Source organism: Alcaligenes faecalis, from assembly GCF_041521385.1.
Classification (GTDB): Bacteria; Pseudomonadota; Gammaproteobacteria; order Burkholderiales; family Burkholderiaceae_B; genus Alcaligenes; species Alcaligenes faecalis_E.
The window spans coordinates 914123-939817 of the sequence record NZ_CP168006.1; the positions used below are offsets into that span (position 1 = coordinate 914123).

A 25695-nucleotide genomic window follows, 5' to 3' on the forward strand; every position below is an offset into this window, starting at 1 on the left:
GAATAGTTTGTGACCTAATTACGAGGTCGGATTTCTTTCAGACAAACGAAAAGGCCCAGACCGGTTCAAGCACTGAACCGGTCTGGGCCTTTTTGCCCGGCATCGGCGCTGGCAGCATTGGCAGCGGATGTCGTGTCTATTCGGAAATGTCGCAGCGATCTGAAATCGCGATCGGTGCAATTCTTACATAGCCAGGTCTGTCGTCTGTACTAGCGATTACCCTAGCGGCTGACGATTGACGTCCCAAATACATTTCATGCTAAAGTGCTCCATCGATTTAACGATCTGATTCTTATTTCATGAACCGCCCCGCATCTTCTTTGCCAAGCACTCTGCCCCTGTCGCGGGCCGCGTCGCTGCGGGCGGGCTCTCCTCCATCTGTCTTGCTGTTGACTGTCGTCGCCCCGGGCGTCGGCAATCAAGCCGCAGTCGTGTCCGGCGTCGTCGTCGACACACGCGTCTACAGCGTCTGCTCCTAAGACCTCTTTTCCTGCGCCATTGATGCGCTTGGAATGTCTTTGCAGACAAACCTAATTTATTTAGACAGATAAAGAACATCATGACTTCTTCTTCTCGCGCCCAAGGGGGTGCTATTGCCCTGTTCGTGCTGCTTTGGGGCAGCGCGGGTATTTTCACGCGTATCGGTTTGGACCATGGCTCGGTGATGGCCATGCTGATTCTGCGTTTTGCCATCGCCCTGCCTATGGTGATTATGCTGGGGCACTTCAATGGCGGCTGGCTACCGCCCAAAGGGCAACGTCTGTTACCGGCTATCAGCGGTTTGCTGATGATTGGGTTGTATTCCTTTTTCTATTTTGAAACCCTGGCTCAAGGAATCACTCCGGGTCTGCTGGCGACGATCCTGGGGGTACAGCCGATTCTGACCTTGGCTTTGACCGAGCGGCGTTTTTCTTTGAGCCGTATAGCCGGTTTGGCACTGTCGTTGACCGGGCTGATTCTGGTGGTGTATCAAAGCCTGATTGTCAGCCGCTTGTCCGTAATGGGTCTGGTGTTTGCGATTGCTGCTTTGTTGAGCATCACCATCGGGACAATTGTTCAAAAGCGTCAACCTGTGGGGGCGTTGCAGGGGATGCCCTTGCAATACTCCTTGTCTCTGGGCTTGTTTACTCTGGTGTCCCTGGGGTTAGGACAGGAAATCCGCTGGGAGAACACGCTGGGCTTTTGGGGGCCTGTTATTTGGCTTGGCCTGGTGATTTCCGTGCTGGCCCAGTTATTGCTGTATCGCATGATTCGCAGCGGGAATCTGGTCAATGTCACTAGCCTGTTTTATCTGGTTCCTGTGGTGACAGCCGGATTGGATTTCCTGGTTCTGGGGAATACCTTGGCGGCTCGCGCGGGGTTGGGACTGGTAGCTATCTTGGCTGGTCTGTGGCTGACATTACGGAAGAAAGCGGCGTAAGTCTGCTTTTTGTAAGTGGGGTTTCATAGAGAGTGAAATCAGTCTTTGAATGATGAGATCGGTCTCAGTGAAACCACCACTTGGGGCCCTCTACAGGGATTGGGCTGAGCACTTGCCGGTGCTTCGCACCGGTGCCCTTGTCAGGAGATAGCTACGGGCGCATCCTGAACTCCCGGGGTGGTTCGTCCCCCGGACGAACCACAAGCGCCCCGGTCAAACAACAGGGTGCTTGCATCCCTACGCTATCTCCTGACCGCGGCAAGTACTCTGATCCGCCCAATCCCTGCAGAGGGCCCCAAGTGGTTCACAGTGATGCATATCCACGACTCAAGCCGGTTTGCTTCCAAGATCCAGGTGCTGCATAGACAGATCCAATGCCTGGATCTCCATTTTTAAGCAGCAACCCTCAAAGCCCCCTCTAAAAGCCCCTGGTTTACAAGTTCTCGCTACAGATTGATGCCAATCATCAGTGTGTGAGTACTGCGAGCACGTTGATCATCAGTAATGTTTACTTTTGGGCTTTTTCAACTAGCCTCACTGCGCTCAACCGCAGTGCCTCTTCAATCCATCTCAACAACTTGGCCGACAACAAGCCGTAAGCCCACCAAGCGCCAAGCCAAGGAACACTAAAAAGCCCCCTGTCTCCTATACAACCAGCACTTTCTCCCGCCACAAATCGGTTTTTTATATTTCTCCGTTGTGAGCCGCTTGGGGGCCGGGTCCAGGGGGGTGGACGATTCAGACTGCTTGCCGCAGGCGATGTCTTGATACGGGAGGCAAGCACTCTGCTGTTTGAGCCCGACGCTTGTGGTTTGTCCGGGGGACAAACCACCGGGCGAGTTCAGAGTGCGCCCGTATCAAGACATCGACAAGGGCACCGATGCGCAGCATCGGCAAGTAGTCAAGCCCACCCCCTGGACCCGGCCCCCAAGCGGCGTCCCCACACCGAGACACCAAACAAAAAAAACCGACATCTCCAACCCTGGGGTCGGGCGAGATATCGGTTCAAAAGCCGGGGGCCTGTTCCCGGCGTACTACCGTTTCAACACGTGCTTCTAATTATTAATTCCAGAAGAACCAGTCCCAACCGCCTCACTGCGCCGCAATCCAGTCCTGCAATTCCTTCTCCCCTTGCCAGGGTTGGCTTCGATCAGCACTAGCCGCCCGCGCCTCGGCCACAAACTCAGGAGTGACGGCATCCACCTCATTTCCCCACTCATGGCGAATAAAGCTCAACACAGCCGCCAGCTCCGCATCACTGAACTGCTCCGCAAAAGCAGGCATCGCACCCTGATACTGCTGTCCTTTCACCGTGATAGGCCCGTTAATGCCATGCAGCACCAACTGAGCTAACACTTTGGGTTGGCCCTTCACCCATTCAGAGTCAGCCAAAGGCGGAAACACCCCCGGCAAACCTTGCCCGCTTGCCTGGTGGCACGCCACACAGGCATTGGCATATAGCTGCTTGCCATCCGCAGACGCACTGCCAGGAGCGGGAGCCAACACAGCCAACGGTCGTTGATCCCCCAGGCGGGGAGAGCTATTCGGCTGAGCTGACACGATGTAATACACCGCCCAGGCCAACAAAGCCAAAATCACCAAAATCACTACGCGCGGAACCGGGTTGTACTGCTCGTGAGGATCGGCATTCTCGCTTTGACGACTTTGCACAGGGCGACTCATTCCTCACCTCCCACTGCATCCGCACTCAAGATCGGATACACATGCTTGAGTGACTGCAAATACACCACCAGATCCAAAGCCTCCGGACGAGCCACCACCACTTTGCCTTCCGGTGCCACACCCGGTGGCAGACTCACGACGCGCTCATCAGGCTGCACCTGCTCCGGATTCTTGGCCTCAAACAAGAAGCGATAGGCAGGCATATTGCTGCCCGGCGAGTAAGCGCGCGGATCGTACAAGTGCCCCAAATGCCAATCCTGACTAGGCTGACGCACACCAATATTGAACAGATCCGGCCCGGTACGCATGGTGCCCAGCAAAGGTGGATCGTCGTAGTGATAATCCCCGGCGACCGAAGCACGCCCCCAGCCACGGCTGGCATCCGCCACACCCGCACCCGTGGTACTGGGCTGCTGCGTGTGGCAAGTAATGCAACCATTGCCTCGATACACCGCCCGCCCCCGTATTTCCTGGCTGGTATAGGGCGACAAGCCTTCCGGGGCAGGCTCGTCTTTCAACTGCAAAAAGGGCACCACAATCATGGCCGCCGTTGCCAAAGACAAGGTCACCATGGACCCGATAATCAACTTCAGTTCGTTTTCCATGTCCTTAAACCTCCAGCCCAGCGGTACGGTGCATAGGAGCCGAGCGGGACTCAGTCACGGCAAACGCCCCCGACTTCACAATCATCAGCAACACGTGCAGGGCAAAGACCAGATGACCCAAAGTCATCATGGCACCACCAATGGAACGACCCTGCAGCCACGGCATGGTGACCGCCACCGATTCCATAAAACCACGAGCCGGATCCAGCAAGGCCAAGCCTTGCAGCACACCACCAATGCTGAGCGTAATGATGTAGATGGCAAAACCAGCCACCACCAGCCAGAAGTGCCAGGAAATCAAGGCAGGACGGGGCCAGGCGGTGTTCAGAATGCGGGGCAAGGCAAAGTACACTCCGCCAAAGATCACCATGGTCACAAAGCCGTACATCCCCAGATGAGCATGGGCCACCGTGAAGTGCGTAAAGTGAGTGATGGCGTTCAGCGAACGCAAGGCTTCAGCCGAACCTTGCAGGGACGCGACGGTGTACATCATGGCGCCAAAGACAATGAAACGCAGAACCGGCGAGTGACGCAACGCACTGAAATGGCCCTTCAGCGTCAAGTGCTGGTTAGCCGAGAAAGCCAGTACCGGAATCACCATCATCATGCTTTGAACGATGGACAAGGTAATCAGCCATTCAGGAATAGGGCCACCAATCAAGTGATGCGCGCCCACCTGCCCATAGAAAAACGCCAGCGTCCAGAACCCCAGCAGCGACAAGTTATAGGAGCGCACGGGCCGACCGATGACTTTGGGCAGGAAGTAGTAAATGGCGGCAATCGACATGGGGGTATAGAACAAGCCCAATACGTTATGCCCGAACCACCAGTTCATGGTGGCTTGCTCCACCCCGAAGTGCACACCCGGAACCTTAGCCACCAGATACAGAATGGGAAACCAAAACAGCGCCGCACCGATATACCAAACCGACACGTACAAGTGCTTGACCTTGCGTTGCGAGAGCATCAAGGCCAGCGGCATACCGATCATCATGCCGCCAAAGGCGAACAGCACCCCAATTTGCCAAGGGATTTCCAGCCACTCCAGGCCCGCGTTCAAGCCAATGGCCAAGGCCCCAATGCCGGCGACCAAAGCCGCGTTCCAGACCAGGCCACCCACCATCACCAAACGGCCTCCCAACAAGGGGGTTTGCAGCAAACGCGGCAACATCCAGATGGTCAGGCCCAGCAAACCCATCGGGGCCCAACCATAGGCCACACCGTTCAGGTGAATCGTGCGCAGACGGCCAAAGCTCAACCAGGAAACGTCACCCAGAAACTCGGGCCAGTGCAGTTTCAAGGAGCTGATCAGCCCCGCAAACGAGGCCACCACCAGCCAGACCACCGCACAGACAATCAACAAAAAAGCAGGCATGGAGCTGGAGCGGTCAGCCTGCTCACGCGCCGCCATTTCAAGCGCGCTGGTTTGCTGACCATGGTTCTCTGCAATATGGTCGGCCGCCGCCAGGCTGAGCGCCTGCCGTTGGGCATCACCAGCAGAAGGTTCTTCGGGCTGGCCGATTTCGCCCTTGTGAAAAATAGTGCGCGCACCACTGACGTCAGCGTCGAACAGGCCCTTGCGCAAGGACCAGATAAAGGCAAAAAGCCCGGCAATCGACAGGATGAATGCGGCAAGCAAAAGCGCCGTCGGGTTCATGGTATTCCTCTGATTAGATAGGCCCGCCGCCCACAGGGGCACGGACAAAAACACCCGGCAAGGCTACCTGTCGGTACAGAGCATTCCAAGAATCAGTTAAGGCTTAAAAAACCCTATCAGTTGGCTGGAAAGCCGCGTCAACTGCGGCCTACTTGTGCCTGCCACCACACCCATCAGATAATAAAAAAACCACATTTATCAAAACTACCGTATCAGATGGAGCACTGAGCAGCATGAAACTGTACGAGACCCTGGCCAAGGAGCTGGCCCAGGCCATTCTGGACGGCACCGTAGCGGCAGGCGAGCGCATGCCTTCCGTGCGCCAATTGATGGATAAGCACAAGATCAGTGCCTCGACGATTTTCCAGGCCTATTACCGACTGGAAGCACAAGGCTTGATCAAGGCGCGCCCTCGTTCGGGCTACTACGTCTGCCCCAGCCTGGCGCCTCATACCTTGGAGGCAGACACCGCCTCCCAGCCACCTCTGCAAGCCACCAGCGTCAACAATAGCGACCTGATCATGGCAATCTTGCAATCCAGTTCCGAGCGATCCGTAGCCCCCTTGGGATCCGCCTTCCCCAGCCCCCTGCTCTTTCCTCTGGAGCGACTGGGCCGCTTTTTATCAGCCAGCCTGAAACAACAAGACCCTTGGGCCAGCGTGGATGACCTGACCCAGGGCCACGCCCCCTTGCGCCGCCAGATTGCCTTGCGTTACCTGGCTCAAGGCATGGCGATCAATGCCAACGATATTGTGATTACCAACGGGGCTCTGGAAGCACTGAACCTCTGTCTGGCTGCAGTGACTCAACCGGGTGACATTGTGCTGGTAGAGTCACCCACCTTTTATGCGGCTTTGCAGTCGCTGGAACGCATGAAGCTACAGGCCCTGGAAGTGCCCACACACCCGCGTGAAGGCATTGATCTGGACGCGCTGGAGCACGCCATCAAGCAACATGCCCCCAAAGCCTGCTGGCTGATGACCAACTTCCAGAACCCGCTGGGCAGCCTGATGCCCGATGCGAAAAAAGCCCAATTGGTCGAACTGCTGGCCCGTTATGACATCCCCCTGATCGAGGACGATGTTTACGGCGAGCTGTACTTCGACACAGAACGCCCCCGCCCCGCCAAAGCCTTCGACCGCCAGGGCCTGGTGATGCACTGCTCTTCTTTCTCCAAAACCCTGGCACCCGGTTATCGCATCGGCTGGGCTGTGCCGGGACGCTATCTGCGTGAAGTCGCCCAGGCCAAACTGACCACCACCCTGACTTCCCCCGTCCCTACCCAGCTAGCCCTGGCCAGCTACCTGGAAAAAGGCGCGTATGACCAGCACCTGCGCCGTTTGCGTACCCAGTTAAAAAACCAGTATGGACAATTCGCCAAAGCCTTGGGGCGCCACTTCCCCTCAGGCACACGGGCAACCCGCCCCGAAGGTGGCTACTTCTTGTGGATAGAGCTGGAAAAAAGCGTACAAACCCTGGAATTGCATCGCCAGGCCCTGTCACAAGGCATCAGTCTGGCGCCGGGTTCTATCTTTTCAACCACCCAGAATTACAGCCATTGCCTGCGCCTTAACTTTGGTCACCCCTGGACCGAACACAGTGACCAGGCTCTGGAAATTCTGGGTAATTCCTGCCGATCATTGCCACTTAAAAAGTCATGAAGCGTAGGGCCTGGCGATAGAAAATAAGAATAGGCAAGTCATTGAATAACAAATAAAAAGACAGCATGATGGCGCCGTTACATAACGCAACAACACTGTCTATTCAGGAGTTTTTGATGGCCCATACCTTACGTAGCAAGCTGATCGGTGTCTGGCAATTGGAGTCCTTTGAATTTGTCCCGGAAGATGGCTCGCCCAGCTATCCAGGACTGGGACCTAACCCTATCGGTCAACTGATCTATACAGAAACAGGTTATGTAGGGGCGCAACTGGGCAGCAGCACCCGAACGGTACAGGACAACTGTCAATCGCTACTGGATACGTATCTGGCCTACGCCGGTACGTTTGAAGTGGATGAAGCCACCCAGTGCGTCACCCACTTTGTTGATATGTCTCTGTACCCTGATTGGGTAGGGGTTCCCCAGCTACGCCTGGCACGTTTTACTCAAGACGCGCTGGAACTGAGTACCCGTGAACCCGTGACGGTAGCAGGCAAACTGGGAGTGGGCACCTTGCTGTGGCACCGCGCCGGGCCAGCCTAAGCAGATACGCCATAACTAGCGGCCAGCCTTTGTTGGCCGTTTCAGTTTTGAACCTCACCATCGAGCAGGCCCAGAAAATAATCCACAATCGCGTGTGCACGCCTGTCCTTGCGCATGGCCAAGGACAAGGGAATCGTGAACTGACGCTGCTGCGGGTCCACCGCCATCATCTGGCCCTTCTCTACCCAGCGAGCCGCCACGTGCTCGGGCAAAAAGCCGATGTACTCCCCCGTCAAAATCAAAAAGGCGATCCCTTCCCGATCACTGGCGGTAGCAACGCAATTCAAATCCTGGTGCTGGCCAATCGCCTCCGGGCTCATACGATAAGCAGGCGCAATGGCCGCAGCCCCACACAAGGCGTCCCGAGACACCGAGCCTGTTTGCACCGCTTCAAACAAAGGATGCTCCCAGGAGCAATACAGAAAATAAGGCTCTGCATAAAGCGTGCGATACTCCAGCCCACTCAAGGCATTGGTTTCGGGCAGCACACCCATGTGCAAGCGACCATCCAATAAACCACGCTCAATCTCACCCGGCGTACTCATGCTGATATGGACACGCACCGCCTCGCTTTTTTGCCGTAAGGCACGCAAGGCCGAGGTGATGTGCATATGGGGCTGCGAGATCAGGCTATTCATCAAGCCTATATTCAGATCCCCTCGCAAGCTGGAATGCAGCTGATTCACTTCACTGCGAAAATTCTCCACTGCGGCCATCAAGGTTTCACTAGCCCGTAACACCTGCCGCCCTTCCTCGGTCAAGGCAAAGCCAGCCCGGCCACGCTGGCACAGCCGGATTCCACCCAGGCGCTTTTCCAAGTCGCTCATATGCAGGCTGATGGCCGAGCGCGTAATGCCCAGCACGCCTTCCGCCGCCGAAAAGCTGCCCACTTGCGCCACTGTTCTGAACACACGCAGCAGACGCAAATCAAAATCAGAAACCTGCAAGAGTCCCTTGAATTGCATATAGGTGAGTAAAACAATAAGTAAAGTTGAATAAAAACGTATTTTACTCAACAACTTAGCGGCCTACACTGGGGGTATTCACCGCCTTGAGGAGACCGATGTGAACTCACCCTACTTTGCGCCACAGCAGATTGCCAGTGAACTCAATCTCCAGTCCCACTGGATGCCCTTTACCGCGAACCGGCACTTCCAGCAGGACCCGCGTCTGGTCGTCAAAGCCGAAGGCAACTGGCTGTACGACCAGGATGGCCGCCAGATTCTTGACAGCCTGTCCGGGCTTTGGACATGCGGTGCCGGACACGCTCGCCATGAAATCCAGGCCGCCGTGCATCGTCAACTCGGACAACTGGACTACTCTCCCGCCTTTCAGTTTGGGCATCCCGCCGCGTTTCAACTGGCTGACAAGCTGACGCAATACACCCCCGAGGGTCTGGATCACGTTTTCTTCACCAACTCCGGTTCTGAATGTACCGACACTGTCGTGAAGATGGTGCGAGCCTACTGGCGCATCAAAGGCCAGGCGACCAAAACCCGTTTGATTGGCCGGGCGCGTGGCTATCACGGCGTGAACGTGGCCGGCACCAGCCTGGGCGGCATAGGCGGCAACCGCAAAATGTTCGGCCAGTTGATGGATGCCGATCACCTGCCCCATGTACTGCAAGCAGACTGCGCCTTCACGCGCGGCCAGCCCGCGACAGGGGGCCTGACCCTGGCCGACGAACTGCTGAAACTGATCGAACTGCACGACGCCAGCACCATCGCGGCCGTTTTTGTCGAGCCCGTTTCGGGCTCGGCAGGCGTGCTGGTGCCCCCTACCGGCTACCTGCAACGCCTGCGCCAGATTTGCGATCAGCACAACATTCTGCTGGTCTTTGATGAGGTCATCACCGGCCTGGGCCGCTTGGGCACTTATACCGGAGCCGAGTACTTTGGCGTCACCCCCGACATCATGACCATGGCCAAGCAACTGACCAACGGTGCCATTCCCATGGGAGCGGTCATTGCCAGCCAAGAAATCTACCAAACCTTCATGGGTCAGGACCTGCCACTGCACGCTGTGGAATTCAGCCACGGTCACACCTACTCTGCCCACCCCGTCGCCTGCGCCGCTGGACTGGCTGCCCTGGAGTTGCTGGAACAAGACAATCTGCTGCAACGCTCCGCCGAACTGGCCCCGCATTTTGAGCAGGCTCTGCACCAACTGCGCGACAGCCCAAATGTCATCGACATCCGCAACTGCGGCCTGGCAGGTGCCATCCAACTGGCTCCGCGTAATGGCGACCCTGCCATCCGCCCTTTTGAAGCCGGTCTGCAACTGTGGAAACAGGGCTTTTACGTGCGCTTTGGTGGCGACACCCTGCAATTTGGCCCCACCTTCACCAGCACACACGCACAGCTTGACTCACTATTCGATGCCGTTGGTAGTGTCCTGAAGAACCTGAGCTGAACGTAGCGACCGGGCGGTCAAGAAAAGGCCGCTCTACTGTCGCTAACAAAACCGCCTCACACCGAAGCCAAGACCTTGAACAGGGGCTAAAGGAGACAGTCTGTGCAATCCAGGCGGTAGCCCCTGCTCCAAACACAACAAAAGCGCCATAATAGAATTTTTGCCCCACAAGAATCGTTCAGCGCCATGAGTCCATCCCACCCCCCCGTTTTTGCACAGGCCCCTATTGGCGTGTTTGACTCGGGCGTGGGTGGTTTGTCCATCTGGCGTGCCCTGCGCCAATCCCTGCCCAACGAGCATCTTCTCTACCTGGCCGATTCCCAGTACGCTCCCTACGGTGACCGATCCCCCGAGTGGATTGTGGAGCGTACCCTGCAAATGACTCAATTGCTGATAGATCAAGGCTGCAAAGCACTGGTTATCGCCTGCAACACCGCCACCCTGGTAGCGGCCCAGGCCCTGCGCGCCACACTGAGCATTCCCATCATCGCCATCGAACCGGCCATCAAACCCGCCGCTGCACTGAGCCGCAACCGTAGTGTCGCCCTGATGGCCACCAGCCGCACCCTGGATAGCAGCGGCCTGCAAAGCCTGATCGACCGCTATGCCAGCGACGTAGAAATCATCCGCATCCCCTGCCCCGGCCTGGCCGACCGCGTCGAAGCCCTGCAACTGAGCGGCCCGGAAATCGAAGCAGAACTACGCCACCGCCTGGCTCCGGCCCTGCAAAGCCAGGCCGACACACTCGTACTGGGCTGTACCCACTACCCCTTCCTGCGCGCCACCATCGAAGCCATCAGCGGCTCGCGCTTCCATATCCTGGAACCCTCCTTCGCCGTGGCCGCCCAAGTCCACCGCCGCCTGGACCAAGCCAACTGCCTGAACACCCAAACCCAGGCAGGCAACAGCGCCTTCATCAGCAGCGCCCCCATGGACCAAGCCCAAAAAGTCATCCAAGCACTGACAGGACTTACAGAACCCACCATGCTGACATTCCCGACACAGACGCTGAACACGCTGTAAAACCGGCCGTCCTTAATTCCCCGATGTGTCCAATAAGAGCAGCTTGAATCGGCTGCTCTATCTGGCTGATCTCTACCTCCTGCTGTCCAGTTTCGGCCCCCTCTTTCGCCACCTTCGATCAAACCCGCGTCCGTAGTGACGTGATGACTTTAAAAACCCTCCTTCCGGACGGTTGTAAAGTCAGCCCGAGCAACAAGCCCCGAGCCCCACGACTCGAACAACAATCCGCAGGAACAAAGATCCCAGGCATGCCTCCTCAAACCGTTGAGAGCTGCTCGGGGTGCTGGGACAAGGGGTGCGGGGCGAGTCAGACGACTTGCCGCAGGCGGAGTGGCGATCGGGGGTACAAGCGGCCTGCTGTGTGAGCCCGACGCTTGTGGTTTGTCCGGGGGACAAACCACCAGGCGAGTTCAGGCTGCGCCCCGATTGCCACTCTGACAAGGGCACCGACGCGCAGCGTCGGCAAGTGGTCCGCCCCGCACCCCTTGTCCCAGCACCCCGAGTAGCGACCTACGAAGAATGCCCCAGGCGATCCTCTCCTCTGTTTCCCCATCCAGCCCCCGACCCTACGCCCCACCTTCAACCCAAATCCAACAACAATTTTGAACCTAAAACATAAAAAACCGCTCAAAACCCACCGCCCTCCTCCCCCCGTAACAAACCAGACATCCACCCGCCACATCCCCGCCAAGCCGCAGCCCGCCGCCACTCTCCCCCCACCCCATCCCCCCGGAACCAGCCCTTCACATAAAACACAATCCAATCATCGGCGGATTTGCTGATCCGTTCACAGGGCAGTCACACGCCCTTCCTACACTGCCCGCAGTCCTGATCCGATGCCGACTGAGCCGCCCACCCCCACGCACAGTCTGGCCTCTCTTTTTACCTTCTCTCCACGAGTGGCTGTATGACCTTCACCTCCCGCCCCCAAAAATCTCACACCGTGCAGCGCCTGCAACAAGCCGGACTCTCCCTGTCCCTGGCCCTGCTCTTGACCGCCTGCGGCAGCGGTTCCAATGGCAGCGATGGTCCGGCTAACCCCGGCACCCATCCCGAACCTCCTACCGTAGAACCTGGCGACAAACCCCAGGCGCTGGGCGGCAAAAAAGCCCTGATCGTCACCATCGACGGCCTGAGCTACGAAGCCCTGCTGCAAGCCCGCCAGGCTGGCAAGCACCCTGCCCTGAAAGACCTGACCATCGCCCCCGCCCAAACCGGCGGCTATACCGGCACCCCCAGCGAACAACGCACCCTGCCACTGCCTGGCTGGGCCTCGCTAATTACCGGCGTCTGGGCAGACCAGCACGGGCTGCGCGGTGTCGGCCAGGAAGACGCCAAACTCACTAGCCCCACCTTGGTCGCTCAGACCGCCGAGCCAACCCAGGCCGCCCTGTCCTTGAGCACCGCCGACTACCGCACACTGTGGAGCCAGGACCTGCAAGAAGGCCGCATCATCGAAGCGGCCAACTGTACCGACTCCGACAGTTGTGTCAGCGAGCAAACACAACAGTACCTGCAAGAAGGCAAGTCCCTGATCCTGGCCCAAATCCAGGCCCCTGCTCGTGCCGCAACCCAAGGTGGTCTGGGCAGCCCCGCCTACCAAGAAGCAGTTAACGATTCCCTGGCATCACTAGACAAACTGTTCGCCCTGATTGACAAACGCCAACAGGCTGACGCCTCGGAAGACTGGTTGGTCATTCTGACCACCAGCTATGGTCTGGACGAGTTTGGTGGCACAACAGGCTCGCAATTTAACCGCAACAAAACCAGTTTTATTGCTACCAATAAACCCCTGGCCTCCTTACCCGCCGCCGACAGCCAAGTCTCCAGCACCACCAACATGAACACCCTGGCGGCTGTCATCGACATTGCCCCCACCGTGCTGTCCCACCTGGGCGTCCAAAGCGAACAATACCGCTTCCGTGGCTCGCCACTGCAAGCTGACACTCGCGTGCGCAACGTCTCCTTCAGCAAGCCAGACGACAAAAACATAGTGGACCTGAAATGGGTGCTGGATGGTGACGCCTCGCAGGAAATCCAGGTCATGCGCGACGGCAAGCTGATCGCTACCCTGCCTGCAGGCACAACACAATACTCCGACCCCTTGCCCTCGTCGGACACCGAGCAAATCTACTCGCTCTACTACTCGATCCAAACAGGCAAGGCAGCATCCACCCTGAAAGCAGAAGTGGGTTACAAGCCCCCACCGAAACTGGCTGACACCCTGAAAAATGGCCTGCAAAGCTACTACACCTTCAGCGCCCAACCGTTTACCGACAGCAAAGGTGGCAGCACGCTGCAAACCTCGACCCCTGCGGTACCCGCCGGTCAGTTGATTGCCGCCGACTTCCTGGATCCCAGCACAGACAAGGGTGGTCTGCGCATCATGGGCAGCAATGTCGATGGCAACGGCAACCGTGGCTACCGCCTGTCCATGAGCCGCAACCTGTTCACGCTGAGCAGCGTGCAGCAAATGACGATTGGCTTTTGGCTGCGCACGCCCAACAACTGCCACGGCTACGGCGCCTCCATCATGGCGAACAAAAACTACGACTCCGGCAACAACCCCGGTTTTGCATTGGGTCTGTTCAATGCCAACGGTTGCGACATCCGCTTTAACACGGGCTATGGTGGCGGCCGCAACGAGAGCAGAGGCTACAACATCACCCCCGACGAATGGGCCTATGTGGCTGTCGTCATCGACAAAGCCCAAGGCAAGATGCTGGGCCACGTATTTGACCCCAAAAAAGGGGCGCAGTTTGGCTCGGTGGCTCTGGAAGCCCGTGCCCTTCAAGCTCTGGGTGGCACCGGCACGAGCGAACTGGGCCTGAACGAAGACGTTACCGGCCAGTACTACAAACGCTGGGGACGCAGCGACATCAATATGGACTTTGGTGAGCTGGCCATGTGGGACCGCGCCCTGAGCACGGACGAGCTGACCAGTATTTACGAATCGCGCCAACCTCTGTCCAGCCTCCAACCCTGATCGCCAAGCAAGGACTTTTTTATGACTTCCAAGAACGCTTCACCCACCTTTGAGCGCCTAAAACGCGCATCCGTCTTGTTGATGTTCTGCGGCCTGCTGGCGGCTTGCAGTAGCGGTAGCGACAACGGCAGCTCCGGCAGCCCCGGCTCGCCAGAAGAGCCGACTGAACCCGGCAAGCCCACTCCAGAACCCGCGCCACAACTCAAATGCGCCCCTTGATTGACTAAGAGATTAAGCACAATGACTTCACGCCGCAATTTCCTACGCAATATGACCGGTGCCAGCCTGGCTGCCGGTTCCCTGGCCGCGTTCCCTCCCAGCATCCGCAAGGCGCTGGCCATTCCGGCCAACAACAAGACAGGCACCATCAAGGATGTGGAACACATCGTCGTCCTGATGCAGGAGAACCGCTCATTCGACAATTACTTTGGCACGATGAAAGGGGTACGTGGTTTCGGGGATCGCTTCACCATCCCGCTCCCGAATGGCCGCAACGTCTGGCAGCAAAACCTCAGTTCCACCGAAACCATCATGCCCTACCACTTGGACAGCACCAAGGGCAATGCTCAGCGGGTCAACGGCACCCCCCACGCCTGGGTAGATGGACAACAAGCCTGGGATCATGGCCGCATGGCTTTCTGGCCCAAGTACAAGCGCCCCCACTCCATGGGCTACTACCGCGAAGCCGAGGTGCCGTTCCAGTTCGCCATGGCCAACGCCTTTACCCTGTGCGATGCCTACCACTGCTCCATGCACACCGGTACAAACTCCAACCGCATGTTTATGTGGACCGGGACTAACGGCCCAACCGGAACAGGTGAATGTACCGTCAACAACGCCTGGGACAGCCTGGGTTCCTCGCTGTTGGGCTACGAGTGGAAGACGTACCCTGAGCGCCTGGAAGAAGCCGGTATCAGTTGGAAGGTCTACCAGAATCTGCCCGACAACTTTACCGACAACTCACTGGCAGGCTTCAAACAATATCGTCGTGCCAACGAACAATCGGGCAAACCAAACAATACCCCCTACGAGCCGTCGGATGACATTGGCAATCCGCTGTACAAGGGCGTGGCCAACACCATGCCCGACGGTGGCTTCTTCGGCCAACTGCGCAAGGATGTCGAAGAAGGGAACTTGCCCCAGATTTCCTGGGTCGTGGCACCGGCCGCCTACTCCGAACACCCTGGCCCATCCAGCCCCGTACAAGGTGCCTGGTACACGCAGGAACTGCTCGATGCGCTGACCGCCAACCCCGAGGTCTGGAGCAAGACGGTTCTGCTGGTCAATTTTGATGAAAACGACGGTTTTTTTGACCACGTACCGTCCCCGTCGGCCCCCTCCATTGATCCGGACACGGGCAAGGCTATGGGCAAAACCACCTTGACCGATGAGCAGATTGCTTTTGAATACTACAACTACCCCAGCCCTAAAGGCTTGCTGGGCCAACCTCCACGCGACGGCAAGGTGTTTGGCCCCGGTGTACGCGTGCCGATGTACGTTATTTCCCCTTGGAGCCGTGGTGGCTGGGTGAACTCACAGGTCTTCGACCACACCTCCGTGATCCGCTTCATGGAAGAGCGTTTTGGCGTGATGGAACCAAATATCAGCCCGTACCGCCGTGCAGTATGTGGCGATTTGACCAGTGCCTTTAACTTCGCCAGCCCGAACACCGAACCCCTGCCTACCTTGAATGGCCGTCGTAGCCGCGACGAAGCCGACGCCATCCGCCGTGCCCAGGAACGCCTGGCTCAAGTTCCTCAGCCCCTGGACAATCAGCGTATTCCTGTTCAGCAAACCGGTGTGCGTCCATCGCGCGCCCTGCCCTACGAACTACATGTCAGCGCCCGCTGCGATAGCGAAAAAGGCGTGCAACTGTTGTTCTCCAACACGGGCAAAGCGGCGGCTGTTTTCCATGTCTACGACAAACTGAACCTGGACCGCATTCCCCGCCGCTACATGGTCGAGCCCGACCAGATGCTGGACGATGTCTGGGATGTTCAGGCCGATAACCTGGGTCACTACGACCTGTGGGTACTGGGCCCGAACGGCTTTCACCGTCACTTCCGTGGCGATGTCAGCGTACTGAGCCAGTCCGAGGCCGCCCGCCCCGAAATTCGCGTCTGCTACGAAGTCACCAAGGGTGACGTCTATCTGGAAATGATGAACGGCGGTCAGTCTGCCTGCACCTTCACCATCCAGTCCATGGCCTACCGCGAAGACGGCCCCTGGGACGTGACCGTTGAGCCAGGTCAGCAATCCAAACAGTCCTGGGCATTGAAGTCCAGCGGCCACTGGTACGACTTTGTGGTCCGCAGCAGCAACGACCCCAGCTACTACCGTCGCTTTGCAGGCCGAGTCGAGTTTGGTGAGCATGGCGTCAGCGACCCAGCCCTGGGGATCCCCGCCTACCTGTAAAACGTAAATACTCTGAATCCAACGTTCCACTGTCTGACTATGTGTGCGTGCGCACCACGCACACTTTTTACCCCGATGCCTATCCTTGGCATCGGGTTTTTTTTGATACTTATCGGTGTGAGATAGAGGGCAAGGCCCAACGGCTTCCAGCAGGCTTAGCGGGAATAACGTGACCGAAAATTCAGGCCCATGTAATGCCGTCTACGTTGCCTCTTTCTTTTTACCGCCACTCTTTCATCATGGATGGGGGCCGGTTTCCGGGCACTGGCCAGTTCCACAACCGCACGTAAAACAGCAGCGTAAGCAGTACGAGCAGGCAGACAAACGTCAGCCCCTGCATACAAGGCGCGCTCACAGGACAAGGGGGACTCATCGGCCAGAAACAGAATGCTGACATTATCCAGTTGCCGCATCGCAGAGATAACGGCATACACATCAAACGCGCTCTCGCCCTCCCCGTCAATAATCAGAATGCGCAGACGCTTTCCGAACATGGCAAGGTCTGTAGGGCTGGTTGCTACCGTCGTGCACATCCCGGAGCCGGCCAAATGATCATGCAGGGCCAACATATCGCCCACACGCGATGATGCAGGCTGTGCAATCAGGAGAAAAACCACATCAAAATCGTACATAGGGCGCGATACGCAGTCCTGTTATCACTGACCACCCTGCATCAATTTAATAATGGCCTGTGTATGCTGGGCATTCTGGGTTCCGATCAGCAAACGCCCATCGGAAATCGTTTCACTGATACGCGCCACACTCACCAGTTGCCCTTGCACACTTAGCAGCAGATAGTGGCCTTGCGCCTGAGCCGTGACACTACGCAGTTTAGTAATCCCGTTCTGGTTCATTTCCAGTAACAGAAAGGTTCCTTGATCTTGTGTCGTCACGGGAGTGACTCGGTGCAGATCGGCTTGCGTCAGAACAGGCTGCGGCAGCGCATAAAGAGAGGTTCCGCCCACGTCCACCGCCACCAAGGGCGCTTCCGCTTTCTCCTGCGCCAAATGCAGGGTGATGACCGTGTTGGATTGATTGCGAGAGGCTGTTGCTGCCACCGCAGGGGCCTTGGCCGACGAGGCAGAACCTTGCATGACAGGCGGTGCCGGATCTACAGGATCAGGAGCCTGGCGAGGCATCGTTTGCTGACAAGCAGCCAGGCCGCCCGCCAGAATCAGTAACGCTAATTTGTGCAGAATATTCATTATTTTCTCAATCACGGCACGCAGCCCGACAAGCCGGGTGCGTGCCGGGTTGCGGTATCCAACTTAACGTTGGCCTTGAACCTCGATATCGACCCGACGATTCGGCGCCAGGCAAGCGATCAACTCAGTACGATTGGGTTGATCACACTGCACAAGGGGACGATCCGAACCAAAGCCTTGCGTCACAAGTGCAGCGGCTGCAATACCCTGGGCCGACAAGGCCTGTCGCACTGCCTGGGCTCGTTGCTGCGACAAATGCTGATTCGATGCCGCATTTCCGATTCGATCCGTATGACCGGATACAGTCACCCGTTCGATGTCGGACATTTGCTTGAGCTGGCCTGCAATATCACGAATCGTGTTCAGACCAGCACTGGTCAAGGTCGCACTGCCAAAAGCAAAGGCCACGTCCCCGGAAAGCGAGAAGGGTTGAACGGTCGCGGTTTGCGGCGCCGCATCCAGCACAGAAGCACACTCACTAGGCTTCCAGTAAAAGCTGCGACCCAGCTTGTCCTGATCAAACAGCACCTTGAACTGACACGTCTTGATGCCCTGTGCCGTGTTGAAATGAAACAGGTAATCCCACTCGCGAACCTTGAAGCCTTCGGCAAAGTGCGGACGACCCAGCAGGTCATACAACTGATCGCGTGTCACGCCTTCCCGGACCTGACGCAGATTGTCGATATTCGGGTAAGAACCCGTATGAAAAGTCGCTTTATCCACTTCCGGAAACACCGGGTTTTCCGTGTGGCCCTCCGAGTCCACCTGACTCAAGGTTCCGCAACCAGCAAGCACCAGACTGCCAAGCAAAGCAGCCCCAAACCAATTTTTCTTCATGATCTGAATTCCTTCAAAAGTGTGTGCTGTGCATCGGCGCCAATGCGCCGATGCACCATAGAGTCAGGGCCGACTTACCATTGATAACCAATACCCACGGCACCACCGTAATCACCGCGCGAGGTGGTATTGCCCGAGAGCTTGTAAACCCATTTGCCGTTATCGGTAATTCCGGAGAAACCAATGGCCATGCCGGACTCTCCACGCCAGGTACCACCAGCCATGGACATCATGTGTTTGCCCGGCAAGTAAGCCTGGGGCAGTGACGCTGTTGCCATGGCGGCCGCCACACCTGCACTCAAGCGGTTATCCAGACGGTTGATATCGTGACGAATGTTGTTGATCTGGCCTTGCAGATTGCCCGCAACCTGATTCAACTGGCTCACGTTCACCGCATCGGTGTCATTCACGCCCGCCGCCACATTGGTGATGTGCTTGCCGGACATATTGATGCCGTTCTCGTTGATGATCGGACCACCGTTATTGATCTGAATTTCATCGGCCTGAACATTCACTGCCGTAATGGAATTGACCTTCAGATCCTGGGACACCGACACCTTGATATCAGCGCCAACGGTCTGGCCTGCATCATTGACCCGGTCCGTCTTGGAAATCACGATGTTGTCGCCTTCAACAAAACCCACGGTGTTGCCATTGTGGATAGGTGTGCCGTCACCAGAGCCATTACTGCCACCACCGTTGGAGCCGGAACCATTGCCATTGGAGCCACCAGTATTGCCGCCGTCATTGCCGTCCGCAGGCGCCTCAACATTCCAGTGCATGCTGTCCAGAACATCTTTCAAGGAGGAATGCTGGCCACCGTTGTAGGCAAACGAGCCGTTTCCATCCAGACCAATGAAGGACTCGATAGGCTGGAGCTGGCCGTAATTGACGGCATCCGTCGGATTGCGACCGGCGGCCACATTGGTGATGCGCATATCACCCGCATTGATGCCAGCCAGGGTGATGCTGGGGCCATTGTTGATGGTCAGGCCGGTATTACCCAGGTGTACGTCGTTTCCTACCGCAACTCCTGCGTTATTGATGATGGTGTCGCCGGTCGTCAGGCTGCCATCTGCACCCAGATCAATGTCCTTGTTCAGCTTGACTTCAAGCTGCCCGGAATCATCGGTTCCGGTCTGCTCAACCGTGACGTTATTGTCACCGACAAAGGCAACCTGGCCGTTCGGGCCAATATTGGCACTATTACCATCCGCATCGGTCACATTCCAGCCTGCGCTGGCAACATCACTGACTTGCTTGAGCTGGTCCTCAGTCGCTGCCTGGCCGCTGGTGTAGTTATCCGGATCCCAAGTAAGGTTGGTCAGGCCACCAATGCGGCCCGTCTCACCATTGATGGTGACCGGGTTCGCTCCGCCCACGACCACCTGCGTGCTGCCCACCGAGGTGCTGTTACCCGCCGCATCTGCCACCGTAATCGAACCGGCGCCTACGGTAGTCGTGTCACCGGCGGCATTGCTGACCGTGGTGCCTGCCGCAGTCGTAGAGGTCTTGTTACCTGCACTATCCTCTACAGTCAGACCGTCGTTATTGACCAAGGCGTTACCCGTCTTCAGGCTGCCATCCGTACCCAGATCAATATCCTTGTTCAGGTTGAAAGCCAGGTCCGTGCCATCACGTGTGATATTGATATTGCCATCCGTATTGCTGAAGTCCACCGATGCGCCTGGTTTCACATTTTCTGTGGCACCACCATTAGCACTAATGTTCCAGCCCGCATTGGCCACGTCTGACACGTCCTTCAACTGCGACACGTTCACCGCATCGGTGTCATCCGTACCCTCGGCCAGATTGGTGATCTTCTTGCCACCCATATTGATGCCATCACCGTTGATCACCGGACCACCGTTATTGATGGTGATGCTGTTCAGATCCGTCAGGTTCTGAGCCATGACCAGGTTCAGCTTGTTGCCGTCGCTATCGACACGCAGGTTTGCACCGGTAGAGGCTTCACCCTCGGCCAACTCACCTGAAATGGTCAATGGCGTGTTGTCGCCCAAGGTCTTGGCAATGGTGCTGCCGGTGTTACCCGCAAAGCTCAAGCCATCGGCCTGAGTAGCGACTTCATTACCCTTGTAAGTGACGTCACCCGCGTTATTGACCACAAAGTTGTCACCCAGGCGAGTTTCACCCGTAACCGTCAGGTTGTTGGTCGTGACGCTGTCACCATTAACGATCGTGTCACCTACTGTGACGCTATCGCCGTTGATCACGGTATCGCCCACGGTAATGCTGTTGCCCACAGTCAGATCATCGGCCAGGTTGAAGGCCAGATCAGTGCCGTCGCGCGAGATGACGATATTGTCATCATCATTGCTGAAGTCCACCGAATCACCCGGCTTGACGTTCTCGGCAGTTGCACCATTGGCGCTGATGTTCCAGCCCGCATTGGCCACGTCTGACACGTCCTTCAACTGCGACACGTTCACCGCATCGGTGTCATCCGTACCCTCGGCCAGATTGGTGATCTTCTTGCCACCCATATTGATGCCATCACCGTTGATCACCGGACCACCGTTATTGATGGTGATGCTGTTCAGATCCGTCAGGTTCTGAGCCATGACCAGGTTCAGCTTGTTGCCGTCGCTATCGACACGCAGGTTTGCTCCGGTAGAGGCTTCACCCTCGGCCAGCTCACCGGAAACCGTTAACGGCGTGTTGTCGCCCAGAGTCTTGGCAATGGTGCTGCCGGTGTTACCCGCAAAGCTCAAACCATCGGCCTGAGTAGCGACTTCATTACCCTTGTAAGTAACGTCACCCGCGTTATTGACCACAAAGTTGTCACCCAGGCGAGTTTCACCCGTAACCGTCAGATTGTTGGTTGTGACGCTGTCACCATTAACGATCGTGTCACCTACCGTGACGCTATCGCCGTTGATCACGGTATCGCCCACGGTAATGCTGTTGCCCACAGTCAGATCATCGGCCAGGTTGAAGGCCAGATCAGTGCCGTCGCGCGAGATGACGATATTGTCATCATCATTGCTGAAGTCCACCGAACCGCCTGGCTTCACATTCTCGCTGGCGGCACCATTGGCGCTGATGTTCCAGCCTTGAGCAGCATATTTGATCGCATCGTGCACCGTATTTTCGCCGGTGTCACCGATGTTGCTCATGCTCAGGCTGCCATCAGATGCCAATGTGGCATTACCACCCAGAATGTTTTTCGTGGTGTTGGCCACATTGCCCAGCACCGAATTGGTGGCATACAACTGGCTGCCGTTGATCGCATCGGTGCTGCTGGCGCTGATCCGACCCGCGGCCACATTCGTCAACGTACGTTTTTCCTCGTCCGTACCCACGCTGACCGTAGCAATAGGACGATCCCCAGCGAAGTTGCCGTAGCGCAGGCCATTCAATTCTGCGTTCAAGGTGCCAACCGCGCCTGCTGTCTCTGCACCATCACCCAGAGCTACTGAACGTGCGTTACCGGCCTGTGCGCCCTGTCCAATAGCGACAGCACGGTCGGCCGTGCTACGGGAACCGTCACCCAGTGCGATCGACTGCCGCTCAAGAGCCCAAGCGTCACGACCTTGAGCAATCGATGCCTCGCCAAAAGCATGAGCGCCCATGCCCTGTGCCTGTGCAAAGTCGGCTGTAGCCTGGGCCTCGCGACCTACCGCGATGCTGCTATTGAACTCAGCAATGGAGTCTGTACCCAGCGCAATCGAATCACGATTCTTTTCCTGATTTTCCACATCAGGATTGGACTGGCCGGAGCGAGCGTTAGTACCCATGGCAATACCGCGTGCCGCAAAGGCCTTGGCATCCGTACCGCTGGCTTGGGAATCACCGGCAGCCGCCCGCGACCGCGTGCCAAACGCCATGGCGTCATTAGCCGTTGCCTCCGCATTGCTACCCTGCGCGATACCGCGAGCCGCATTCACCACCGAGTTTTTACCAATCACAATCCCTTCCACGGCTGTAGAACTGGATTCTGTACCAATCACAATCGAATTCTCGACAGAGGGACCGTTTGCCTGGCGATCCGTATAGGAATCCCGGCCAATAACAATGGAGTTCTTGTCACGACTAACGACGTGCGTACCAATGGCCACACCGCCCTCATCTCGCGCCTCGGATTGGGAGTTACCGATGGTCGTAGAGTTCACCCCCAATCCCTTGATGTTGTGCCCCAGCACAACCGCTGACACCCCCTCGGCACCCGCCATGTGCCCGATCGCAACCGAGTCTTTCTCCTTGGCAGTCGCATCCGGGCCGATGGCAATCGAATCAATGGCAGTAGCAGCGGCACCGTTATTGTTCTTGTTGCCTTTATCCACACCACCGTCATTCACACTGAAATAACGTGTTTTACTGTCTTCAATCTGCTGCCCCCAGTCATCACCAATTTTTTCGGCCAACTGGTCGTAATCCACAGGTCCACCCAAGACAGCTTGGTCCACAGCCGCCTGCAACTGACGCACGTTCACCGCATCAGTATCATTGGCTCCGTCTTCCACATTGACAATACGACGTGTGAACTCACTGCCCGACTGACTGCTGCCAACGGAAACCGCACTTCCAGTGAAGCCTTTGTTGGTAAACCGGCCCAGGCCAGACACATCATTTTGCGCGGCATGAGAGTTCAAGCCCAGGGCCACAAAATTGCTGTCCGCATGAGCATTAGGACCAATGGCCGTACCCGTTCCCAATGCCATTGACTGGCGTCCTACGGCAACACCGGTATTGCCGGCAACTGCGTTATAGCCAATGGCAATGCCTTCTGTATCTGCACTAGCGTTGGCACCGATACCCACGGCACGATTTGACGTACGCCCCTGATTAGCATTGGTGCCCAGGCTGATGTTGTCATCGCCCGCCACACTGGAACCAGCCCCTTTCCCCATGGCGACGTTCTGATTGCCATCCACGCCATTACCCGCATTGTCACCAATTGCCGCATTGAACTGGCCCTTGACGTCCTGACCGCTAGCCTGACCAATCGCAATATTGTGAGAACGGTCTCCAGGCAGGTGATTGCCCGTGGCCTTGCCTGCGTCACCACCGATAGAAATATTGTTTTCTGCATCGGCCTGGGCACCCAGACCCAAGGCGATACCGTTAGCACCACTGGCCTGTGCTTGCCTGCCCAGGGCAAGCGCATTACTTCCACCCGCCACTGCTTCGCGGCCTACCGCAACGCTGGCCTGACCACTGCTCACACTGTCCTTACCAATGGCAATGGCTGCCTCTGGTTTGGGTCGGCTGTCTGCACTGGCGACACGAGCACCATCGCCCAATGCAATCGCGCTTTCGGCATCGGCCAACGCAGCTTGGCCTGCGGCAATACTGCGATCACCCTCTGCCTTGGACTCAGGACCAATCGCAATGGACTCTTCACCATTCGCCTCGGAATCAGGCAGCTCCGAGTTGGCACGAAAATACTTCACACCTGGATTGGTATCGTCCACTCCCAGGGCGGTCAGACGATCGTTGATCGTTACCAACCCGGCTTCAGCCGTTCCAATGCGGCTGCCATGATCAGCAATAACCGTTTCATTGTCCGAGATTCGGGTGTCATGGCTCGTAATGGCCGTTTCATTATCCGTAATGCGAGTCCCATGATCCGTCAGAGTGGACTCATTGCTCGTGACCCGTGCTTCCAGCCCATCAATCTTGCCAGTATTGGTCTGCACATCGGCAGAAGTTGCATTGAGCTGCGTCAGGGTCGCCACAGACTCCCCACCCACCGTAATCTGATCAGCATTCAAGGCACCGGAGATGGTCAGGCTGCTCAGCCCGACAATGCTGCCACCCCCCAAAAACTCGATAGTGCCGCCTGGGCTGGTGAAGTTAATGACGTTATCCTGACCGCCGCCCGGAATATCAACCACAGCCCAGGCATTACTCGTCGCCAATGCGCTTGCTGTCAACAAGGCGCCCCATCCCATGCGTGCGGAAAAAGACGAACGCTTTCCTCCTGTGACGCAAGAGGAGCTGCGCTTGCCTTTGGCTTTCTTGTGCTCAGAAACGGCAACAAATGTTCCCGTTTGCTCATTCCAGATGGTTTTATAGACGTGATTCATCTCTGTTCCTGATCCTTTAAGGAATACGTATTGAGTGCTACGTGTGTGTGAGTAGGGCTGAAACTGTCTCGAACGCACAAAGGCTCCGCCCCCTCCCAGGGGGGCAAGACGCAGGGAGGTTCAATGAGGTAGCCTTGGACGGCGTGCACGCCGGCATCGACGCTCAACTGGAAATCCAAGGCCGTCTCAATTCCTTCGGCGATGACGTATTGGCTGATGCCGCGCGAGGCATCAACCCAAGCATGAAGAGCATCCATACCGTCCCTATCGCGTGCCTGATGCACCAGGGACTTATCAATTTTTATGATGTGAGGACGGATCTGCCGAGCCAGATCCAGCGTGTTGAATCCGGTCCCGATATCATCAATGGCAACTTTGCAGCCCAGGTCGCGCAAGGAGCGCAGCAGGCTGGTGGCGGCTTTCTGATCAAAGACAGAAGCCGTTTCGGTAACTTCCAGGGTCAGACGGCTGGCCAATTGCGGCGCACCGCGCAGCACAGCCATCAACAACCGCCACCACGGCCCTTGCTGCAAAGACAAGGGGGAAATATTGCAGGCCAGGTGAACATCCGGACAACGCTCCAGCACCTGTACCACCGACCAAAGAACACTGGCATCCAGGCGTTCGGTCACATGCAGGCGTTCTATGGCCTGAACAACCTGCGCACAAGAAACGGACTGAGTACTGTCCTGCGCATCATCCCAGCGCAACAGCACTTCGTAGTACAGAACTTGCTCGCAGTCCTGCACAAACACCACAGGCTGAAATGACAGGGAAACCTTCTCGTCCCGCATGTCTGTAAAGAAACGAGTCGCCAGAGCCATGTCGCGTCGCGTTTGTTCGCAAACGGGTGGCTCAACCTCGGAAAAGGCAATGGTGCTGGCCAGAGACTGCAAATGAGACAGGCAAACCGGACGGTTGCCCGATGCTTCAACCCAGGCCGGAACAACATTGACCAGGATGAAGTCCGAACCACAGCGAACGGGCTCGTAACACAGCGCCGCTTTGACTCGTTGCAGGAATAGGTCCTTGTCAAACTGGGTGGGCAGACGGCAATTCGTCAGGCCAATCAGTACCACTTGATCAAGCGCCAAAATGTCATTGCGCATCACGCCGTAGGGACGCAGACGCTCCGAAATGGCGGACAAAAAGACGTGCTGGAACAGGTGCGCATCATAGGCCTGAGCGAGCATGGCCAG

Annotated in this window: 17 protein-coding genes; 8 read left to right on the top strand and 9 right to left on the bottom strand. The window is 57.1% G+C overall.

Features of this window, described 5'->3' with window-relative positions; genetic code table 11:
- Positions 1-559 precede the first annotated feature (559 nt).
- Positions 560-1420 (top strand): DMT family transporter, encoded by an 861-nt coding sequence (locus ACDI13_RS04295; RefSeq protein WP_316990868.1) that lies wholly within the window; start codon positions 560-562, stop codon positions 1418-1420.
- 1092 nt (positions 1421-2512) lie between these two features.
- Here the strand turns inward: ACDI13_RS04295 and ACDI13_RS04300 are convergent.
- The 3 genes from ACDI13_RS04300 to ACDI13_RS04310 are packed head-to-tail and all read right to left on the bottom strand — an operon-like array spanning position 2513 to position 5365.
- Complete coding sequence (locus tag ACDI13_RS04300; RefSeq protein WP_316989509.1) at positions 2513-3103, bottom strand: cytochrome c; 591 nt, start codon at positions 3101-3103, stop codon at positions 2513-2515.
- Positions 3100-3708, bottom strand: a complete 609-nt coding sequence (locus tag ACDI13_RS04305) for a cbb3-type cytochrome c oxidase subunit II (protein WP_316989508.1) — start codon at positions 3706-3708, stop codon at positions 3100-3102. Before ACDI13_RS04305 ends, ACDI13_RS04300 begins: the two co-directional genes overlap by 4 nt.
- A 4-nt stretch (positions 3709-3712) precedes the next feature.
- The gene (locus ACDI13_RS04310; RefSeq protein WP_316989507.1) at positions 3713-5365 is read right to left on the bottom strand and encodes a cbb3-type cytochrome c oxidase subunit I; all 1653 of its coding nucleotides are present in this window, start codon (positions 5363-5365) and stop codon (positions 3713-3715) included.
- Between the two features lie 233 nt (positions 5366-5598).
- Here ACDI13_RS04310 and ACDI13_RS04315 point away from each other — a divergent pair, with 233 nt between their 5' ends.
- Together ACDI13_RS04315 and ACDI13_RS04320 are read left to right on the top strand one after the other, a co-directional pair.
- Positions 5599-7026, top strand: coding sequence for a PLP-dependent aminotransferase family protein (locus ACDI13_RS04315; protein ID WP_316989506.1), 1428 nt, complete (start codon positions 5599-5601; stop codon positions 7024-7026).
- Positions 7027-7142: 116 nt separating this feature from the next.
- Complete coding sequence (locus ACDI13_RS04320) at positions 7143-7568, top strand: lipocalin-like domain-containing protein (RefSeq protein WP_316989505.1); 426 nt, start codon at positions 7143-7145, stop codon at positions 7566-7568.
- A 41-nt stretch (positions 7569-7609) separates the two neighbouring features.
- Here ACDI13_RS04320 and ACDI13_RS04325 read toward each other — a convergent pair whose 3' ends face one another.
- Positions 7610-8533: a LysR family transcriptional regulator gene (locus tag ACDI13_RS04325; RefSeq protein ID WP_316989504.1), complete on the bottom strand. Its 924-nt coding sequence runs from the start codon at positions 8531-8533 to the stop codon at positions 7610-7612.
- 100 nt (positions 8534-8633) lie between these two features.
- Between ACDI13_RS04325 and ACDI13_RS04330 the strand changes: the two genes are divergently transcribed.
- The 5 genes from ACDI13_RS04330 (at position 8634) to ACDI13_RS04350 (ending at position 16404) form a co-directional block, all read left to right on the top strand.
- Positions 8634-9980 (top strand): aspartate aminotransferase family protein, encoded by a 1347-nt coding sequence (locus tag ACDI13_RS04330; protein ID WP_316989503.1) that lies wholly within the window; start codon positions 8634-8636, stop codon positions 9978-9980.
- Between the two features lie 186 nt (positions 9981-10166).
- On the top strand, positions 10167-11003 hold the full coding sequence (murI, locus tag ACDI13_RS04335) for a glutamate racemase (protein WP_316989502.1): 837 nt from the start codon (positions 10167-10169) through the stop codon (positions 11001-11003).
- A 907-nt stretch (positions 11004-11910) separates the two neighbouring features.
- Positions 11911-13989, top strand: coding sequence for a LamG-like jellyroll fold domain-containing protein (locus ACDI13_RS04340; RefSeq protein WP_316989501.1), 2079 nt, complete (start codon positions 11911-11913; stop codon positions 13987-13989).
- Positions 13990-14010: 21 nt separating this feature from the next.
- Entirely contained in the window at positions 14011-14208 is a 198-nt protein-coding gene (locus ACDI13_RS04345; protein ID WP_316989500.1) for a hypothetical protein, read from the top strand.
- A 21-nt stretch (positions 14209-14229) separates the two neighbouring features.
- Positions 14230-16404, top strand: a complete 2175-nt coding sequence (locus ACDI13_RS04350; RefSeq protein ID WP_316989499.1) for a phosphocholine-specific phospholipase C — start codon at positions 14230-14232, stop codon at positions 16402-16404.
- A 155-nt stretch (positions 16405-16559) separates the two neighbouring features.
- Here ACDI13_RS04350 and ACDI13_RS04355 read toward each other — a convergent pair whose 3' ends face one another.
- The 5 genes from ACDI13_RS04355 to ACDI13_RS04375 form a co-directional block, all read right to left on the bottom strand.
- The gene (locus ACDI13_RS04355; protein ID WP_316989498.1) at positions 16560-17036 is read right to left on the bottom strand and encodes a hypothetical protein; all 477 of its coding nucleotides are present in this window, start codon (positions 17034-17036) and stop codon (positions 16560-16562) included.
- Between the two features lie 24 nt (positions 17037-17060).
- Complete coding sequence (locus ACDI13_RS04360) at positions 17061-17609, bottom strand: hypothetical protein (RefSeq protein ID WP_316989497.1); 549 nt, start codon at positions 17607-17609, stop codon at positions 17061-17063.
- Positions 17610-17672: 63 nt separating this feature from the next.
- Positions 17673-18446: an OmpA family protein gene (locus ACDI13_RS04365; RefSeq protein ID WP_316989496.1), complete on the bottom strand. Its 774-nt coding sequence runs from the start codon at positions 18444-18446 to the stop codon at positions 17673-17675.
- A 74-nt stretch (positions 18447-18520) separates the two neighbouring features.
- Complete coding sequence (locus ACDI13_RS04370) at positions 18521-24496, bottom strand: YadA-like family protein (protein ID WP_372372768.1); 5976 nt, start codon at positions 24494-24496, stop codon at positions 18521-18523.
- The gene (locus ACDI13_RS04375) at positions 24493-25689 is read right to left on the bottom strand and encodes an EAL domain-containing protein (RefSeq protein ID WP_372372769.1); all 1197 of its coding nucleotides are present in this window, start codon (positions 25687-25689) and stop codon (positions 24493-24495) included. The genes ACDI13_RS04370 and ACDI13_RS04375 overlap by 4 nt, the downstream gene beginning before the upstream one ends.
- Positions 25690-25695: the final 6 nt, after the last annotated feature.